At 65.0% G+C, this 13,733-nt stretch carries 13 protein-coding genes; 9 read left to right on the top strand and 4 right to left on the bottom strand.

Annotated elements, in window-relative coordinates; translation table 11 throughout:
* Nucleotides 1–882, bottom strand: an 882-nt coding sequence (locus OXU43_05560) for a polyprenyl synthetase family protein (protein MDD9824619.1), incomplete at its 3' end; no start/stop codon positions are given.
* Nucleotides 882–1,163 (bottom strand): exodeoxyribonuclease VII small subunit, encoded by a 282-nt coding sequence (locus tag OXU43_05555; GenBank protein ID MDD9824618.1) that lies wholly within the window; start codon nt 1,161–1,163, stop codon nt 882–884. The genes OXU43_05555 and OXU43_05560, both read right to left, overlap by 1 nt.
* A gap of 81 nt (nt 1,164–1,244) precedes the next feature.
* Here OXU43_05555 and OXU43_05550 point away from each other — a divergent pair, with 81 nt between their 5' ends.
* Both OXU43_05550 and OXU43_05545 read left to right on the top strand, forming a co-directional pair.
* Nucleotides 1,245–3,053 carry a TonB-dependent receptor gene (locus tag OXU43_05550; protein MDD9824617.1) on the top strand — a complete coding sequence of 603 codons (1,809 nt, stop codon included), beginning with the start codon at nt 1,245–1,247 and terminating at the stop codon, nt 3,051–3,053.
* Nucleotides 3,054–3,138: 85 nt separating this feature from the next.
* Nucleotides 3,139–3,702: a hypothetical protein gene (locus tag OXU43_05545; protein ID MDD9824616.1), complete on the top strand. Its 564-nt coding sequence runs from the start codon at nt 3,139–3,141 to the stop codon at nt 3,700–3,702.
* Between the two features lie 38 nt (nt 3,703–3,740).
* Here the strand turns inward: OXU43_05545 and OXU43_05540 are convergent, their stop codons facing one another.
* Nucleotides 3,741–4,379: a TIGR02281 family clan AA aspartic protease gene (locus OXU43_05540; protein ID MDD9824615.1), complete on the bottom strand. Its 639-nt coding sequence runs from the start codon at nt 4,377–4,379 to the stop codon at nt 3,741–3,743.
* A 285-nt stretch (nt 4,380–4,664) separates the two neighbouring features.
* Here OXU43_05540 and OXU43_05535 point away from each other — a divergent pair, with 285 nt between their 5' ends.
* The gene (locus OXU43_05535) at nt 4,665–5,792 is read left to right on the top strand and encodes a 3-deoxy-7-phosphoheptulonate synthase (GenBank protein MDD9824614.1); all 1,128 of its coding nucleotides are present in this window, start codon (nt 4,665–4,667) and stop codon (nt 5,790–5,792) included.
* 144 nt (nt 5,793–5,936) lie between these two features.
* Here OXU43_05535 and dksA read toward each other — a convergent pair whose 3' ends face one another.
* Nucleotides 5,937–6,458, bottom strand: a complete 522-nt coding sequence (gene dksA / locus OXU43_05530) for an RNA polymerase-binding protein DksA (GenBank protein ID MDD9824613.1) — start codon at nt 6,456–6,458, stop codon at nt 5,937–5,939.
* A gap of 317 nt (nt 6,459–6,775) precedes the next feature.
* Between dksA and OXU43_05525 the strand changes: the two genes are divergently transcribed.
* From OXU43_05525 to OXU43_05500, 6 genes are all read left to right on the top strand, one after another.
* The gene (locus tag OXU43_05525; protein MDD9824612.1) at nt 6,776–7,246 is read left to right on the top strand and encodes a ribosome maturation factor RimP; all 471 of its coding nucleotides are present in this window, start codon (nt 6,776–6,778) and stop codon (nt 7,244–7,246) included.
* A gap of 2 nt (nt 7,247–7,248) precedes the next feature.
* Entirely contained in the window at nt 7,249–8,808 is a 1,560-nt protein-coding gene (gene nusA, locus OXU43_05520) for a transcription termination factor NusA (GenBank protein ID MDD9824611.1), read from the top strand.
* Complete coding sequence (infB, locus tag OXU43_05515; protein MDD9824610.1) at nt 8,801–11,350, top strand: translation initiation factor IF-2; 2,550 nt, start codon at nt 8,801–8,803, stop codon at nt 11,348–11,350. The genes nusA and infB overlap by 8 nt, the downstream gene beginning before the upstream one ends.
* Before the next feature lie 4 nt (nt 11,351–11,354).
* Entirely contained in the window at nt 11,355–11,732 is a 378-nt protein-coding gene (gene rbfA / locus OXU43_05510) for a 30S ribosome-binding factor RbfA (GenBank protein ID MDD9824609.1), read from the top strand.
* 385 nt (nt 11,733–12,117) lie between these two features.
* Nucleotides 12,118–13,053 carry a tRNA pseudouridine(55) synthase TruB gene (gene truB, locus OXU43_05505; protein MDD9824608.1) on the top strand — a complete coding sequence of 312 codons (936 nt, stop codon included), beginning with the start codon at nt 12,118–12,120 and terminating at the stop codon, nt 13,051–13,053.
* A 12-nt stretch (nt 13,054–13,065) separates the two neighbouring features.
* Nucleotides 13,066–13,635 carry an RsmE family RNA methyltransferase gene (locus OXU43_05500; protein MDD9824607.1) on the top strand — a complete coding sequence of 190 codons (570 nt, stop codon included), beginning with the start codon at nt 13,066–13,068 and terminating at the stop codon, nt 13,633–13,635.
* Nucleotides 13,636–13,733: the final 98 nt, after the last annotated feature.

Raw genomic sequence — 13,733 nt, 5'->3', positions numbered from 1 at the left:
GTAGGCGGCAATTCGGCGCAACAGCGCCGTCTTGCGCCTGTCGAAACCGTCCAGTGCAGCCAGCGCCTCCCGGCAGAGCTCCCGCGCCGCCTGCCGGGCGCCCGCGGCGCCCAGTAACGCGGCGTAAGTGGGTTGCCGCCGCTGGCGGTCGGAGTTGCGCTTGCCCAGGCTTTCGGCGCTGCCTTCCACATCCAGCACATCGTCGTGAATCTGGTAGGCCAGCCCCAGGCATTCGGCAAAACGGCGCAGCTTGCGCCGCGCGCCATTGCTGCTGTTGGCACTGAATGAGGCGCCCAACTCAACGCTGGCACGGATCAGCGCGCCGGTCTTGCGGCGGTGGATCTGTTCCAAGTCCCGCCGTTCCAGGCGGTTCCCGGTGGCGGCAAGGTCTAATGCCTGGCCTCCTACCATGCCCGAGGGACCGCTGGCCGCCGCCAGGGTTTCCACCGTGCGTAATCTTTGGGCCGCCACCAGGCCGTTCGCCGCATCGTCCGCAAGGTTGCGGGTGAGAATATCGAAGGCAAGGGCCTGCAGGGCGTCGCCCGCCAGGATGGCAGTGGCTTCGCCATAGACATGGTGGCAGGTGGGGCGGCCGCGACGCAGGTCGTCGTCGTCCATTGCCGGCAGGTCATCATGTATCATGGAGTAGGCATGAATCATTTCTACGGCACAGGCGGGTCTTTCCAGCAACGTCGGGGCGGCATCCATTGCCTCGCCGCTGGCATAGACCAGGATCGGACGGAACCGTTTGCCCGGCCCCAGGACTGCGTAGCGCATCGCCTCGTGCAGCTGACACGGTTCGACGGCGGGAGAGGGGAGCCAACGATCCAGGGCGGCCTCTACGCGGACGCGGTAGGCTTGCACCTGCTCGCGCCAGGGCATTACTGAGGGTCTTCTTCGTTGTCGCCGGGGGAAAGCAGTTCCAATTGGGGCGGTCGGTCGTCCTGTTCCCGCAGGACTTGGATCTTTCGTTCCGCTTGTTGCAGTGACTTTTCGCAGTGACGAATTAATTTGAGCCCTTGCTCGAAATGTCGCACCGAATCGTCAAGGTTCAACTGCCCCTCTTCCATTTTTTCGATCAGGGATTCCAGTTCTTTCAGGGCCGTCTCGAAATCCGAGGGGGCCGAGGGATCTTTCGCTTGGTCGTCAGCGCCTTTTGCCATGTCGCGGTCCTCCCATGTCGCGGTCCTCCCTTCCCGGGTCGCGGCCAGTGTACCACATTGCAGCGCCGAGGTCGGGGTGCGGTGCCGTCGTTAGGGGAGAACCGGCCCCTGTGGGGTTCCGTTGCCGCGCTGTGTGCGCTGGCGGCTGTCAATGCCGGGGCGGCGCCTTTGATCGTGAGCGCGCACCGCACCCCGGCGCCGGGCGCCTCGGTTACTGTGTTCGACGCCGAACGGATCGCCCGCCTCGGCAAGCCGCGGGTCCTGGAACTGCTGCGCCTTGCGGTGGGGGCGGACACAGTGCGCACCGGCGGGATCGCCGGTCAGTCCTCCGTATTCCTGCGCGGCACCAACTCTAATCACGTGTTGGTGCTGTTGGACGGGGTGCCGCTGAACGACCCGGTGACGGGCATCGCGGATCTGGCCGACCTCTCTACGGACGGCATTGAGCGGGTTGAGATACTGCGCGGCCCGCAGGGAGGGGTGTATGGCTCGGAGGCGCTCGGCGGGGTCATTCGGATCTTCAGCTATCGCGGACGCCCCCCCGGGCTGCGCGGCCATGTGGAAGCAGGTTCCTATGACAGCCTGCGCGGCGGCCTGGAGTTCGCGGGCGGCGGCGGGCAGGGGGATTGTTTGCTGCGGTTGCAGCGCCATGTTGGCGAAGGCCCCTCGCATGCCGCCGGCGCCTCTGAGCGGGACGGTTTCGAGCATTCCGCCCTGACGGCGCGCTGTACCTTGCTGCGGGAAGGGGGCGGCTCCCTGCAGGCGAGCGCGCGTTATGCCGATACCGAAAGCGACTTGGACGACTATCTGTTGTCCGTGGTGGACGACCCCGATTACCGCCATCGCAAATTCCGGTGGCTGTTGCGGCTGGATGCCGGGTGGGCGCCTACTGGGAAGCGTTGGCGGCAACACTTGAGCCTGGACTATGCGCGACAGCGCAACCGCTTCTACAACGGTCCCCTGGCCGCCGACTCCCTGCTGGACGACACGACGCGGGTTTCTCTGGGCGCCCGCACCCGCCTCGGCTGGCGGCACGAGTGGCGTCTGCCGCGCCGGCAACAATTTCACCTGGGGCTGCAAACGGAGCGGGAGCGGGTGCGCAGCGAATTGCGGCGCTCGCTGCGGCGTCACTCCGTCTGGGCGCAATACCGTTTCCCGTTGCGCGACCTGCGGCTGAGCGCCGACCTGCGCGGCGAGCGCCACGGACGCTACGGCAGCCGGGGAGACTGGCGCGGCAACGCCGAGTGGCCCCTGGCCGCCACCGGCATCCGTCTGCACGGCGGCGTCGGCACGGGCTACCGTGCGCCTACCCTGTCCGATCTTTACCATCCCTCATTCGGCAATCCGCAACTGCGGCCGGAGCGGAGCCGCGGTTGGGAGTGGGGGCTGGAATGGCAGCACGGCGGCTGGCGGTTGCGGGCGACCCGCTTCGAGCAGCGGTTGGCGAACCTGATCGAATATGATTTCGCTGCCGCGGCTTTGGTTAATGCCGGCCGCGCCTACGCCGGTGGCCATGAATGGCAGTTGCAGTTCGAATTGACGCCGCGGTTGCGGCTGGACGGCGGCTACACTCGCACTGACGCTTATAATCGGGACAGCCGCCAGCCGTTGTTGCGCCGTCCCCGGCACAAGGCCCATGGCACGCTGCAGTGGGCAGTGAAGGAGGGCGGTCATGTCGCCCTGACGGCGCGCTATGTCGGGCGGCGGCTGGATGTGGGGAACGTGGCGCTAGGGGGGTACGCAGTGCTGGATTTGGCGGCGGGGTGGCGTCTTGCGCCGGGCTTGGAGTTGTTGTTGCGCGTGGATAACCTGCTGAATCGCAATTATCGGGAGGTGGACGGTTACGGCGTCCCGGGACGCGGCTTGTACCTGGGGTTGCGCCGCCAGTGAGCGATCCGTCCGCACCGGCTTTGTCGCGGAACGCCGCCGACATTTGCCCGTCCGGGTTCGCGTCGCCCGCGCCGGGGTGCCGGCAATGAACGGCTGGGGCCTTTTTTTCCCGCGCCGCCCGTCCCCCCTGCAAGCGGTAGGCGTCGGGCTGGTACTGTTGGCCGTGTGCGGCCGTTTATTACCGCATCCCCCCAACTTTACGCCTCTGGGCGCCGCCGCTCTGTTCGCGGGCCGCTCTCTCACGGGCGCCGGCACCTGGCTGACGCCTCTGGCGGCGCTGTTGGTGAGCGACGCCTGGCTCGGTTTTTACCACCCTTGGGTTATGCTCGGCGTTTATGTCGGCTGTTTGTCCGGCGTACCGCTGGGCCGCCTGTTGCTGCGCGGCACTCGCTCTCGCGGGAGGCTGTTCCTGGCTGCCTTCGCGGCGGCGCTGGCGTTTTTCGTCCTGTCCAATCTGGGAGTTTGGCTGGCCGGCGAATTGTACCCGCGTACCCTGGCCGGGCTGTTGCGCTGCTACCTGCTGGCCCTGCCGTTCTTCTCCTGGACGCTGTTGGGCAACCTCTTTTACCTGCCGCTGCTGGTTCTGGCCTGGGAGCAAGCGGAGGCGCGGCTGGAGGGAGGCGCCGTTGCCCGTAGCCAAGCGGGTTGAGGCGGGTTGCGGGCCGCCAGGATGGAACGGGCCGCGGACTACGGCTGCACCAGTTCGAGCACCTTGCCTTCGCGCTTGATGTGCAGTTGGTTCAGAAAGGAATTGCCGAGCAACGCCTCCTTCGGGAAGTCGCCGGGATTGACGACCGCCCCCACGCGATGTTGCTCGATGGACTGGATGCTGACCCGGTCCAATTCGATCAGAAAGGACTCTACGACTCCCGATGCGGTAGAGGACAGGCCCGCTTTCCCCTTGCGGAAATCAATTCCCAGGCGCTCGGCCTGGTTCTGGTTGAGGCTGATATAGCTTGCCCCCGTGTCCACCAGGAAGCGGATGGGTTGCTGGTTGATCTTGCCGGTGACGAAATAGTGGCCCCGGTCGTCGGGCAGGAGGCGCACCGAATTGCGGCCGTCCTTGTAGGTGGCGGCGATGCCGCCGCCCAGTTGGTAGCTGCGGCGTTCGCCGTCAATTTCCAGCACGGCCTCTTTGCTGTTCGCTTCGATCAGTTTGACGCCCTCCGGGCTGGTGTCTCCGTTCTTCAGCAGATGTTGCTTGCCGTCAATCACGAGGATGGCCTGCCCTTTGAACAGCCCCGCCACCGATATTTTCGGCGCGGCCGTCGCGGCAAGCGGCAGGAGCAAGGCAGCCAGTGCGAGAGCCTCGGCGCCGCACCGCATACTTGCCCGGCGTCGGGCGTTATTCGCCCTGCACTGCTTTCGATGGCGATTTGCGCTTATCACAAGGCTTCCCCTCGCGCTGGGCTGTCCTTTGGGTTGCACCGCAGGCGGTTGCCGCAATCATAGCAAAATTGCCGGCCCTTGCGTGACCGGCTCCGCGGCTCCGCGCCAGCCGCTTGGCGCGGGAGCCTTGCGGGGCCGCCAGCGGCGGCGCGTGGCTGCGGCGCTTGTGCTAGGATCGCCGCTTTCGCTTCCCAGGTTCGCTTTTGGGGGGGGCATGACCCAATGATCCTCATATTGCGCCCGGATACGGGCAAGGACAGCAACGATTATCGCCGGTTGTTGAATTACCTGGATCGGTTACAGGGCATTCGTTATCGCGTCCATGACGAAATCGGCGCCCGCCAGGTACTCACGGAAATCTATTTGATCGGCGATACCGCCCTCCTGCCGGCAGACGAACTACAGGCTTTCGCGGTAGTGGAGCGGGTGGTGCGGGTGTCGCGGGAGTACCGGGTGTTGGGGCGCCACGAAGACGACGAGCGTACCCACTCCTTCAGCTATAACGGGCTGGACTTCTCTCAGGAAAGCCTGCATGTCTTTGCCGGTCTATGCGCTGTGGACACCCGGGAGCACGTGGAAATGACGATGCGGGCGCTGAGCGAGCAAGGCCAGCGCTGTGCGCGGATGGGCGCGTACAAGCCGCGTACCAGCCCATATTCCTTCCAGGGTCACGGCGCCGCCTGCCTGCCCTACGTATTCGAATTGGCCGGCAAGTACGGCATTCGGGCGGTAGCGATGGAAATAACCCACGATAATCACTTGGACGAGATCCGTACCGCCTTGGAAGAGGCGGGGAACCCCACGGGCGTCATTTTGCAGATCGGAACCCGCAATACGCAGAATTTCGAATTGCTGAAAAGCGTCGGCCGTCAGCGTGATTTTCCAGCGCTCCTGAAGCGGGGTTTCGGGATTACGCTGAACGAGTCGCTGAACGCGGCGGAGTACCTCGCCAGCGAAGGCAACCGAAGGGTGATCTTCTGCCTGCGCGGCATGAAGACCAACCTGGGGGACCCGCACCGCAACCTTGCGGACTTCGCCCACGTGCCGGTGGTCAAGCGCCTGACGCGCATGCCTGTGTGCATAGACCCTTCCCACTCGGTGGGTACCATAGAGTCGGCCGCGGACGGCGTCCCGGACGTGTTCCATGCCACGGCGCAGGGCGTGATTGCGGGCGCCAACATGGTGCTGACGGATTTCCATCCCCGGCCGGCCAAGGCTTTGGTGGACAGCGCCCAGGCGCTGCCCCTGGAGTGGTTGCCGTGGTACTTGGAAGATGTACGCATTGCCCACGATGCGTATAACAGGCGGGCGGCGGCGCGCCTCTCGGAGCGGGCGCAACGCTCGGAATAAGCGCTCGAAGGTCGGGGACCCCCCCCTGGGAGAGTCCCCCCTGGAAGTTGTTTTGGGCAGGGAGTTTGTCGGGGCGCGGACCGGAAATCGGCTGGGATTGCCCAATCCTTGGGCCCAATCTCCGAATCGGTCCAACTTGAACGGTTACCTGTATTGGCGCTCCCGGATTTCGTCCAGCCGCTTGCAGTCTATGCACAGGGTCGCCATCGGCCGCGCCTCCAGCCGGTGGAGCCCGATCTCCGCACCGCATTCCCGGCAATAGCCGTATTCCCCGTTCCCCAGTTCGCGGATCGCCTCGTCAATTTTGTAGATAAGTTGTCTTTCCCGGTCGCGGGTACGCAATTCCAGGGCGAACTCCTCTTCCTGGGACGCGCGATCGGTAGGGTCGGGGAATTGCGTCGCCTCCCCTTGCAAGTGATGCACGGTGCGGTCCACCTCTTCCAGCAATTCCCGGCGCCGCTGCGTCAGCAATTCGTGAAAGTACCGCACCTGCCTCGGGTTCATATACTTCTCGTTCGGTTTCGGACGATAGGCTTTGCGCCCGCCGGCCTTGCGCTTGTTAGCGCCCGCGGCGGCCCGTTTCTTCCGCGCCGTCGCTACCCTGGCCGGGCGCACCGCAGTCTTGGCCTCCCCTTTGGATGCCTGATTTTGCTTGCGTCCTGCCACTATGCCCCTCCCATTCGCTGTCTTGTGGTCCCTTTTTAACAGGTAAGCCCCGCAATCCAGGGCGATCCGACAATATAGCATAACTGAGCTGTCAGGGCAGGGCGCAACTCGCTCGCATCGGCTCGGCAACGTATGACGTTCCTGCCGCGTCATCCCGGGCCCCGTACATAGGGGATTTCCGGGCGCGCTTGGGCGCGCTTGGCAAAAGCCCGTTGCCGGTAGTATAATAAAGCCGGTTTTGGGACGAAGATTGCGGCAGGGGAATGGGCGCGAAGGCCCATTTTTTTATCCTTGCCCCGCGGGATGGGTAGTAGAGAATGTACAGGCAGGACCGTAAGTTAGCGGCTTTGCTGGAACCGGCGGTAACGGCTATGGGCTACGAAATGCTCGGCTTGGAACGATGGAACCAAGGCGAGGAGACGAAGTTGCGCGTCTATGTGGACCGCCGCGATGGCGGCGTGACAATTAACGACTGCGAGCGGGTGACGGATCAGATTAGCGGCATTCTGGACGTCAACGATCCGATCCGTAACCGCTATTCTCTGGAGGTTTCCTCTCCCGGGTTGGACCGCCCTCTTTTCACCATCGCTCAGTGCGCCCGTTTCGTTGGCCGCCAGGTGCGGATCCGCACCCGCGAGAAGATCGCGGGACGATGCCGATTTACCGGCGCTCTTGAGGAGGCAGGAGAGGCGCAGTTGCGTATCCGTACAGAGACTGGCGAATACGCGATTCCCGAGGCGCTGATCGAGCGGGCGCGGCTGGTGCCTGAGTGGAGCGCGGCGCGATGAAAATGGACCCAGCCGATCTGTTGCGGGTGATCGAGTCGGTCTCCAACGAGAAGGGCGTTAGCGAGGAGATCATTTTCCAGGCGGTGGAGGCGGCCTTGGCCAGCGCGATCAAGAAATTACGGCGCAAGGATGTGGACGTGCGGGTGGCGATGGACCGCGCCACCTGCGAGTACGAGGCATTTCGTCGCTGGGAGGTCGTCGCGGACGACGGCGGGGAGGCCGCCGCGGACAGCCCCGCGGAGGATGACGGGGCGCTGGAGTTCCCGGACCGTCAGATCCGCTTGAGCGAGGCGCGCGAGCGGAAGGCGGATGCCGAGGTCGGAGAATACCTGGAGGAGCCGGTGCCGGTAGTGGAACATGGCCGCATCTCCGCGCAGTACGCGCGCCAGGTCATTATCCAGAAGGTGCGCGAGGCCGAGCGGGCGCGGATATTCGAACTGTATCAGGGGCGGGTGGGCGAGATGATCAACGGCGTCGTCAAGAGCGTAGAGCGTAGCGGGGTTGTGGTCGGCCTCATGGACGGCGCCGAGGGCTTTATCCCGCGCAGCGACCTGATCCCGCGGGAGAGCGTGCGTCCGCACGACCGTCTGCGCTGCTACCTTTGCGAAGTGCGCTCCGAGCCTCGGGGCCCCCAGTTGGTGCTGAGCCGCACCGCCACGGAACTGCTGCTGGAATTATTTCGGCTCGAGGTGCCGGAGATCGGCGAGGGCCTGATCGAAATCGTGTCCGGAGTCCGTGCCCCCGGCGCGCGCGCGCGGATTGCGGTGCGGACGCGCGAGCCGCGCATAGACCCCATCGGCGCCTGTGTCGGGATGAGAGGCTCGCGCGTGCAGTCCGTGTCCAACGAGCTGGCTGGCGAGCGGGTGGATATCGTGCAGTGGGACGAGAATCCCGCGCAGTACGTGCTCAATGCCATGGTGCCGGCCGATATCGTTTCCGTACTGGTGGACGAGGACGCTCGGACGATGTCCCTCATTGTGGAGGAAGAGAATCTTTCGCAGGCGATCGGGCGTAACGGGCAGAATGTGAAACTGGCCAGCGAACTGACCGCTTGGACCTTGAACGTGATGTCTTTGGAAGAAGCCAAGGAGAAGAACGAAGAAGATACGGGCCGTCTGCAGCGCGAGTTCCACGAGCAGCTGGAAGTGGGCGAAGAGGTGGCGAGCATCCTGGTGCAGGAAGGCTTCTCGCAGATCGAGGAGATCGCCTACGTGCCGGAGCGGGAGATCCTGGAGATCGAGGAGTTCGACGAAGCCTTGGTGCGGGAATTGCGCGGCCGGGCGAAGAGTTGGCTGCTGACTCGCGCCATTGCCGAGGAAGTGCGCCTGATGGACGTGAAACCGGGTGCGGATCTGCTCGCCATGGAGGGCATGGACCGCGATTTGGCCTACCGGCTGGCCAGCCAGGGCGTAGTGACGATGCAGGACCTTGCGGATCAGTCGGTGGACGAACTGATCGAACTCGAGCGTATGGGCGAGGAACGCGCCGGGCGTTTGATTATGACGGCGCGGGGGGGGTCCAGCGAGGAAGCGCCAGACCAGGAGCAGGTCTGCAATGCTTGAGCAAAGCATACAGGACTTTGCCGAACGGATCGGATTGCCCCTGGATCGCTTGCGGCGGGAATTGGCGATGGCCGGGGTGGACTTCGCGCCGGAAGAAGGCCGGACGCTGACGGCGGAAGAGAAGGCGCAACTATTGCTGCATTTGCGTCACCGCCGCGGCAACGAAGATACGGAGGTGGAACCGAGCCGCATTACGTTGCGCCGCCGGCAGTTCTCCGAACTCAAGGTGCCCGCGGGCGGCGCCCAGGGCCGCCTGCGGGCGCGTCTGCGCGCCGTGAGCGTGGAGTTTCGCAAGAGTCGCACTTACGCCAAGCGCGGCAGCCTGCACAAGGGGCAGGAAGAGGAGGCTTTGGCGCCCGAAAGCGGTTTGCCGGCGTCTGCGGTCCCGGAGCAGCCCGTCGTCTCGCCGCCGCCGGCATCTCCGCCGGCGCCCCCGGAGGAGGCGCCCGCCGCCGCCGCCGCCCGCGCGGTAGCGGAGGAGATGCCCGCCGCCGCGACGGAGGCGGCGCCCGAGGTTGCGCCTGTGTCTGAAGTGCCGCCCGAGGCAACCCCGCCCGCGGGGGCTGCCGCCGGGACCGCGCCGCCGCCGGCGCCTGCCGCTCCTGCCGCTACAACGCGCAAGGTCGCCGCGTCGGCGCCGGGGAAGGGGAAGAGCAAAGACAAGGCCAAGGAACTGCATATCTCCGTGGAAAAGGCCGGGCGCCGCCGCAAGAAGCCGTGGCTTAAGACCGTGGCCCCCCAGGCCGAGCAGCAACACACCTTCCAGCGCCCCAGTGTCCCGGTGGTGCGCGAGGTGGAGATCCCCGACAGTATTGCGGTAAGCGACCTGGCTTTGCGGATGGCGGTCAAGGTCCCGGAAGTGATCAAAATGCTGATGAACCTGGGCACCATGGTTACGATCAATCAGTCCATAGATCAGGCGACCGCGGCCGTGGTTGTCGAGGAAATGGGTCACAAGCCGAAATTGGTCAAGGAAAATTCGCTGGAGGAGGAAATCCTGCAGGTACAGCCGCAGGCCGGCGAGCCCTGTCCGCGGGCGCCTGTCGTTACGGTCATGGGTCATGTCGATCACGGCAAGACCTCGCTGCTCGACCGCATTCGCAGCGCCGCCACGGCGGCGAGCGAGAAAGGGGGAATCACGCAACATATCGGCGCCTACAGCGTGCGGTTGGAGGACGGCGGCAGAATCACTTTCCTTGATACGCCCGGGCACGAAGCCTTTACCGCTATGCGGGCGCGGGGCACTCAGATCACCGATATCGCCGTGCTGGTAGTGGCGGCGGACGACGGGGTTATGCCGCAAACGCGCGAAGCGATCCAGCATGCCCGCGCCGCTTCGGTGCCGCTGGTGGTGGCCGTCAACAAGATTGACCGCAAAGACGCGGACCCGGAGCGGGTGCGGCAGGAGCTTGCCAAGGAGCAGGTTATCTCCGAGGAATGGGGCGGCGACACCATATGCGTGAACGTGTCCGCCAGCACTGGCGAGGGGGTGGACAAATTGCTGCGGGCCCTGGATCTGCAAGCCGAGCTGCTGGAGTTGCGGGCCGTGGAGAAGGGGCCCGCTTCCGGGACGATCATCGAGTCTTACATGGACCGTACCCGCGGGCCGGTCGCCACGTTGCTGGTGCAGGAGGGAGAACTGCGCAAGGGCGACTATCTGTTGAGCGGCTCCGAGCATGGGCGGGTGCGCTCTCTGCTTGACGAACGGAGCCGGGAAATCGAGTCGGCCGGGCCTGCCACTCCGGCTACCGTGCTGGGCTTTTCCGGTTTGCCTGGCGTCGGCGAGCGCATGATCGCGGCGCCGGACGAGCGTAAAGCCCGGGAACTTGCCGCCCGCCGCAAAAGCCAGTCGCGGGAGCGGGGGCTGGAGGCGCGGTCGCGCAACCGTACAGAGGACATGTTCTCGCGGATCGAGGGCGGCAGTCCGGACGAACTGCGCATCGTGCTCAAGGCCGATATGCAGGGCACTGCCGAGGTCTTGGTGGACGCCTTGGAGAAATGCTCTACCGAGGAGGCCAAGGTCGCCGTCGTGGGCAGCGGCGTGGGCGGGATTACGGAGTCTGACGTGAACCTGGCCCGGACCTGCGGCGGCCTGCTGTTCGGGTTCAATATTCGGGCCGACAGCGCCGCCCGCAAGATGATCCGGGAAGAAGGTTTGGAACTGCGCTACTACAGCGTTATATACGAGATGCTCGAGGATGTGCAGAAGATTTTGGCCGGCATGAAGGAGCCGGAGACGCGCGATAATGTCTTGGGAGTCGCCGAGGTGCGCGAGGTGTTTCGTTCTTCCGGGTTCGGTCAGGCGGCCGGTTGTCTGGTGCTTAGCGGGGTGGTGCGGCGGGGCAGCTCGATACGGGTATTGCGGGACGATGTCGTCCTGTTCGAAGCCAGCTTGGAGTCGTTGCGGCGCTTCAAGGAAGACGTGGCCGAGGTCAAGTCCGGCGTCGAGTGCGGCATCGGCCTCAAGGCATACAAAGATATCCGTGTTGGCGATCGAATCGAGTCCTTCGAACGGGTCGTACAGGAGCGCGCCGCCTCCTGATTCCATGCCCGCGGAATACGGCCGCCACCGGAGGGTTGCAGCCTTGGTGAAGCGGCAGTTGGCCCTCCTCCTGCAAAGGGAACCCATATCGCCGCGGGCGTTGCTAACGGTCTCCGCCGTGACGGTCAGCGCCGATCTGGCGACCGCCAGGGTCTATATTTCCTGTTTGGTTGACGAGCCTTCGCAGCGTGAACGGTTGGTCGAAGAATTAAACGGCCAAGCTGCGCATTATCGCCGGTTGCTTAGCGGCGCGCTGGCTTTGCGCGGCGTACCGAAGCTGTATTTCGCCTACGACCGCCCTCTGGAAGACGCCCGGCGGGTGAACGAATTGCTGGACTCCCTGCCGGAGGCGCGGGAGAGCGAAGAGAACCCCGGCAAGTAGAACCGCCCGCCGCCATCAAGCCGTTACGCAATCGAGGGGAAAAGATTCCCACTCCGCTATTCCCGCGCATCACTCCCCCCTTGAGGGGGAGTCGGCAAGACGAGGGCGGAGCCCGAAGTCGCGCCGGTGGGGGGCATAGCGGCGCCTCCTTCCCCCCAGCGGACACGGAAATCGCAACCGCCGCTTCTCCCCCTCCAAGGGGGAGTGATGGGAAAAATGAGGGAATAGCGGAATAAGAGATCCGCTTTGCTTCCCTGCGATTGCGTAACGGCTGGCGCCGCCATATATTGCGGTGTACGCCATACGGGCCGCGTGATATGGTGCGTGCTCGCATTCGCCAGGGGGGGTAGCGATACAAGGAGGGAGGAAGGCAATCACCGCGCCAATGAACCGCCGCCGGGACGTGCATGGCATTCTGCCTCTGGACAAGCCGGTCGGCTTTACTTCCAACGACGCCCTGCAAGTGGTCAAGGCCATTTACCGTGCCCGCAAAGCCGGGCATACCGGCAGTCTGGACATGGTGGCTACCGGCATGTTGCCGGTCTGCTTCGGCGAAGCCACCAAGATGTCCGGCTTCCTGTTGGCGGCGGATAAGTTGTACCGGGTCGCTTGCCGGCTGGGTAAGACTACCACCACCGGCGACAGCGACGGCGAGCTCGTCGCCGAGCGCCCCGTTCCCCGGCTGCGGAGTGCCGATGTAGAGCGGACGTTGGCGAACTTCCGTGGCGAGATCGAGCAGATCCCTCCCATGTACTCGGCGCTTAAGCACCAGGGGAAGCGCCTCTACCAGTTGGCGCGCCAGGGACTTGAGGTAGAGCGGCCGCCGCGCCGGGTCGTCATCCGAGAATTGCGGTTGCTTTCCCTGGAGGAGCAGGGCATGGAATTGCAGGTGCGCTGCTCGAAAGGCACCTACATCCGCACTTTGGTTGAGGATATCGGCAAGCGCCTGGGCTGCGGCGGCCATGTGTGCGCCTTGCGCCGCCTGGAGGCTGGGCCCTTCCGCGAGGAGCAGATGGTGTCTTTGCAACGGTTGCGGGAACTGGAGGGCAAGGGGGCGCAGGCCCTGGACCCATTGCTGCTGAAATTGGATCGGGCGGTGGCTGCGTACCCTGCCGTCTCTTTGGACCAGAGCAGCCTGATCTGGTACCTGCGCCAGGGACAGGCAGTGCTGGTGCCCAACTCCCCCACGGAGGGTCTGGTCCGGCTTTATGATTGCCGGGATCGCTTCCTCGGTATGGGCCGGATACTGGACGACGGGCGCATCGCCCCGCATCGCCTTTTGTTCTCCGGCAGGGGCGAAAAGCGGGCCGCCGGGAGATAGAGGCGCCTGCTGGTGGTTCGACGGCTCGCAGCTGGCGCCAGGTCCGGCGGCGCAGCGCGTTCCGCGGGGGTCTGTCCCGAGATCCATATCGGTCAGGGCATTTTCGAGAGAGCCAGGATGGACTGGGCGATAGGGCAGTTAACCGAACTCGGCGTCTGTTCGGTTGCGCCGCTACTTTGTACGCGGGGAATACGGCGCGCCACGCAGCACACTTCCGTGCGCTGGCAGTGGTCTGCCGCCGAAGTCGCGCAACGTTGCGGCCGGGCATGCCCGCCGACGGTGTTTCCTCCTGTCGCCTTGACGCAATGGTTGCGGCGCCTGCCGGCTGCCGCGGTGCGGCTTTTGTTTGCGCCCTCCGGCGGTACTGGTTTGGCCGCGCTCTCGCCATGGCCGCGGCGGCCGATCTACGCCCTGATCGGTCCGCGGCCCGGCCTTACCGAGGAGGAGGAGCGCGCCGCCGTTGCCGCCGGCTTCCGGGCCGTTACCCTGGGCCCCCGGCTGTTGCGGGTAGAAACTGCCGCTGTCGCCGCCGTCGCCTCGCTACAGGCCGTTGCCGGCGATTTCGCAAGAGATTTTGCCTGATCGAATTGCGCGTCCCCGCCGCCTGCCCCAAGCTGTTACGCAATCGAAGGGCAAAGATTCCCATCCTGCTATTCCTGCGAAACAGGCCGTGTAAAAAC

The sequence above is a fragment of the Gammaproteobacteria bacterium genome (assembly GCA_028817255.1).
GTDB classification, from domain to species: Bacteria; Pseudomonadota; Gammaproteobacteria; order Porifericomitales; family Porifericomitaceae; genus Porifericomes; species Porifericomes azotivorans.
The sequence above is the reverse complement of the archived record's forward strand: the minus strand, read 5'-3'. Positions and strand labels throughout refer to the sequence as shown.

What these genes read in the sequence shown, in the direction of transcription:
- OXU43_05555 (MDD9824618.1), bottom strand. Translation starts at nt 1,163, where the DNA reads ATGGCAAAAGGCGCTGACGACCAAGCGAAAGATCCCTCGGCCCCCTCG.
- OXU43_05545 (MDD9824616.1), top strand. Translation starts at nt 3,139, where the DNA reads ATGAACGGCTGGGGCCTTTTTTTCCCGCGCCGCCCGTCCCCCCTGCAA.
- OXU43_05540 (MDD9824615.1), bottom strand. Translation starts at nt 4,379, where the DNA reads ATGCGGTGCGGCGCCGAGGCTCTCGCACTGGCTGCCTTGCTCCTGCCG.
- OXU43_05535 (MDD9824614.1), top strand. Translation starts at nt 4,665, where the DNA reads ATGATCCTCATATTGCGCCCGGATACGGGCAAGGACAGCAACGATTAT.
- OXU43_05525 (MDD9824612.1), top strand. Translation starts at nt 6,776, where the DNA reads ATGTACAGGCAGGACCGTAAGTTAGCGGCTTTGCTGGAACCGGCGGTA.
- nusA (MDD9824611.1), top strand. Translation starts at nt 7,249, where the DNA reads ATGGACCCAGCCGATCTGTTGCGGGTGATCGAGTCGGTCTCCAACGAG.
- infB (MDD9824610.1), top strand. Translation starts at nt 8,801, where the DNA reads ATGCTTGAGCAAAGCATACAGGACTTTGCCGAACGGATCGGATTGCCC.
- rbfA (MDD9824609.1), top strand. Translation starts at nt 11,355, where the DNA reads ATGCCCGCGGAATACGGCCGCCACCGGAGGGTTGCAGCCTTGGTGAAG.
- truB (MDD9824608.1), top strand. Translation starts at nt 12,118, where the DNA reads ATGAACCGCCGCCGGGACGTGCATGGCATTCTGCCTCTGGACAAGCCG.